The sequence below is a fragment of the Rhodococcus sp. EPR-147 genome (genome assembly GCF_001647185.1).
Taxonomy (GTDB): domain Bacteria; phylum Actinomycetota; class Actinomycetes; order Mycobacteriales; family Mycobacteriaceae; genus Rhodococcoides.
In genome coordinates this window covers 1-3,444 of record NZ_LVCU01000289.1, presented here as the reverse complement: position 1 = coordinate 3,444, position 3,444 = coordinate 1, and the positions used below count along the sequence as shown (strand labels likewise).

Genomic DNA, 3,444 nt, shown 5'->3' with positions numbered 1-3,444 from the left:
CGACCACCGTGCCGATTATCAGCGCACCGACCGCCGACAGCAGTGTCAACTGGATCGTCGTGATGAATACCTCGACGAGTTGACTGCCGTATTTGCTCAATAGGTTCAAGGTGCCTCAGGTCCTTACGGCTCAGAGAGAATTCAGGCCGCCGAGTACTTCTGCTCGGATTGCGCAGCGGTACTCGGCGGCATCAGAGATCAGTAACGATCGACGGTGGGTGCCTCGGGCAACGGGTAACCCGATGCACCCACGGTGTCGTTGAACGCCTGCTCCCAGGCACCGCTGGAGATCATTTCCTCGATGGCGTCGTTGATCTGGTTACGTCCTTCGGTGTCGTCCTTGTTCAGGCCGATGCCGTAGTTCTCCGTGGTGAACGGCTCACCGACCACCTTGAGCTGGCCCGGGAACTGAGCGGCGTAACCGGCGAGGATGATGTCGTCCGTCGTCACCGCATCGATGGAGTTGTTGTTGAGGGCTTCGACGCAGGCGGAGTAGGTGTCGTAGTTCTGTAGCTGCACGCCGGGGTACTCGTCGGCGATGTTCTGCGCCGGAGTCGAACCGGAGACCGAGCAGAGCCTCTTCCCTTCGAGAGAAGCAGGTCCGGTGATGTCGGTGTTGTCGTTGCGAACGAGCAGCGACTGTCCCGCCACGAAGTACGGTCCGGCGAAACCGACCTTCTCCTTACGCGTATCGGTGATCGAGTAGGTGGCGACGATGTAGTCGACCTCACCGTTCTCGATCAGCGTCTCGCGCTGGGCCGAGGGGGATTCCTTGAACTCGATGTTGGCCTCGTCGACACCCAGCTGACCGGCAACGTACTTGGCCACCTCGACGTCGAATCCGCTGAACGTGCCGTCGGGGTTGCGCAGCCCGAGGCCGGGCTGATCGAACTTGATACCGACGATGAGGTTGCCGGCCTCTGCGCTGCTGGAGATGGTGCGTGCTTCCTCGCCGCCGCCGCAGGCGGTGGCGACGATGGACAGAGCGGCGATGGCGACACCGAGGCGGATCGGGCGGGTGATTCTCACTGTGAATGTCCTTAAGGATCGGGTGGTGTGAACGGAATGAACGGTGCAGCGGGTCAGTGGCCGAGAATCTTGCCGAGGAAGTCCTTGGCTCGTTCGGACTTGGGGGATTTGAAGAACGTCTCCGGATCGGTGTCCTCGACGACGGCTCCGTCGGCCATGAAGATGACGCGGTCGCCTGCCTTGCGAGCGAAGCCCATCTCGTGGGTGACGACGAGCATCGTCATGCCCTCCTTGGCAAGCGAGGTCATGACGTCGAGTACCTCGTTGACCATTTCGGGGTCGAGGGCCGAGGTGGGCTCGTCGAACAGCATCACCTTGGGGTTCATGGCGAGAGATCGAGCGATGGCGACACGCTGCTGCTGACCACCGGACAACTGGGCGGGGTACTTGTCGGCCTGGTTGGCGATGCCCACGCGTTCGAGCAGAGCCAATGCGCTCTTCTCTGCCTCGTCCTTCATCTGCTTGCGCACCTTCATTGGCGCGAGCATGACGTTCTGCAGAATCGTCTTGTGCGCGAACAGGTTGAACGACTGGAACACCATGCCCACGTCGGCACGCAGTGCGGCCAGGGCCTTGCCCTCGGCGGGGAGCAGGTCTCCGTCCACCTCGATGGCACCGGAATCGATCGGTTCCAACCGATTGATCGTCCGGCACAGGGTCGACTTGCCCGATCCGGAAGGACCAACGACGATGACGACCTGTCCGGCCGGCACTTCCAGGTTGATGTCCTTGAGGACGTGCAGATCACCGAAATGTTTGTCGACGGATTTGAGCGAGATCATCGAAGGTGCGCCCGGCGGGGGAGTCGATGCCGGCGCGTCGGTGGCGTGCGTCATAGATCGAAACCCTATGCGTAGTTTCCTCGCCGACCGGTGTTTTCGCCCGTCATCTTCGATTATGTAATGGAAACTTTACTGACGGTCTGCATCGGCCCTGGACAGTCTCCGGTGGAGCCCTCGACCCCGGCGTGTCGGTCGGTGCGGTGGACGTACCCTGGAGGGGTGCAAACGAGTGTTTTTCCGACCGTGGACGTGACCGAACGCGGGGTTACCGAGCCCGTACCGCTCACCGACGGGTCGGCGGCAGGTGCCCGCAGCTACGAAGTGCGTACGCACGGTTGTCAGATGAACGTCCACGATTCGGAGCGGTTGTCCGGACTGCTCGAGGAAGCGGGCTACGTGCCGGCGGACTCGGGCACCGATGCGGATCTGGTCGTGTTCAACACGTGCGCGGTGCGCGAGAACGCCGACAACAAGCTCTACGGCAACCTGGGCATGTTGCGGCCCGCGAAGACGCGCAATCCCAACATGCAGATCGCTGTCGGTGGCTGCCTGGCGCAGAAGGACCGCAACACCGTCGTGGAGAAGGCACCGTGGGTCGACGTCGTCTTCGGCACCCACAACATCGGGTCGCTGCCGGTTCTGCTCGAGCGCGCCCGGCACAACGAACAGGCGCAGGTCGAGATTCTCGAATCTCTCGAGGCCTTTCCCTCCACCCTTCCCGCGAAGCGAGAATCCGCCTACGCCGGCTGGGTGTCGAGCTCGGTGGGCTGCAACAACACCTGCACGTTCTGTATCGTCCCCGCATTGCGCGGCAAGGAAATCGACCGCAGGCCGGGTGACATCCTCGCCGAGGTACAGGCTTTGGTGGATCAGGGCGTCCTCGAGGTGACTCTGCTCGGCCAGAACGTCAATGCGTACGGTGCCTCGTTCGCCGATCCGGACATGCCCCGTGATCGCGGCGCGTTCGCCTCGCTGCTGACCGCTTGCGGCTCGATCGAGGGGCTGGAGCGGGTGCGCTTCACGTCGCCCCACCCCGCCGAGTTCACCGACGACGTCATCGAGGCCATGGCGTCGACCCCGAACATCTGCCCCACCCTGCACATGCCGCTGCAGTCCGGATCGGACCGAATCCTCAAGGCCATGCGCAGGTCCTACCGGCAGACGAAGTTCATGGGCATCATCGACAAGGTGCGTGCGGCCATGCCGCACGCGGCTGTCACCACCGACATCATCGTCGGCTTCCCCGGCGAGACCGAAGAGGACTTCGAGCAGACCCTCGACGTGGTGCGACGGGCGAAGTTCGCCAACGCCTACACGTTCCAGTACTCGAAGCGTCCGGGCACCCCGGCGGCCGACATGCCCGACCAGGTTCCCAAAGAGGTTGTGCAAGAACGGTATCTGCGGCTCATCGCGTTGCAGGAGGAGATCGTTCTCGCGGCCAACCAGGCGCTGATCGGTACCGAGGTCGAACTGCTCGTCGCCACCGGTGAAGGTCGCAAGAACGCAGCAACCCATCGGATGAGCGGGCGAGCCAGGGACGGCCGACTCGTCCACTTCGCCGTGGACGCCGACAGGGCGAGCGAGATTCGTCCGGGTGACGTCGTCACGACCACACTCACTGCAGCCGCCCCGT

3 protein-coding genes and 1 pseudogene are annotated in these 3,444 nt (G+C 63.1%); 1 reads left to right on the top strand and 3 read right to left on the bottom strand.

The features are described 5' to 3' along the window. From A2J02_RS28700 to A2J02_RS13750, 3 genes and pseudogenes are all read right to left on the bottom strand, one after another. Nucleotides 1-109, bottom strand: a pseudogene (locus tag A2J02_RS28700) (amino acid ABC transporter permease); the annotation flags it as partial. Nucleotides 110-198: 89 nt separating this feature from the next. After that, nucleotides 199-1,029: a glutamate ABC transporter substrate-binding protein gene (locus tag A2J02_RS13755; protein ID WP_068050691.1), complete on the bottom strand. Its 831-nt coding sequence runs from the start codon at nt 1,027-1,029 to the stop codon at nt 199-201. 53 nt (nt 1,030-1,082) lie between these two features. Next, the gene (locus A2J02_RS13750; RefSeq protein ID WP_197478020.1) at nt 1,083-1,811 is read right to left on the bottom strand and encodes an amino acid ABC transporter ATP-binding protein; all 729 of its coding nucleotides are present in this window, start codon (nt 1,809-1,811) and stop codon (nt 1,083-1,085) included. A gap of 342 nt (nt 1,812-2,153) precedes the next feature. Here A2J02_RS13750 and miaB point away from each other — a divergent pair. Beyond that, nucleotides 2,154-3,444: tRNA (N6-isopentenyl adenosine(37)-C2)-methylthiotransferase MiaB (miaB, locus tag A2J02_RS13745; protein WP_068050692.1), on the top strand; the 1,291-nt coding region annotated here is incomplete at its 3' end.

Excerpts from the sequence above, each read along its gene's own strand:
- A2J02_RS13750 (WP_197478020.1), bottom strand. The coding sequence starts at position 1,811 with ATGATCTCGCTCAAATCCGTCGACAAACATTTCGGTGATCTGCACGTC.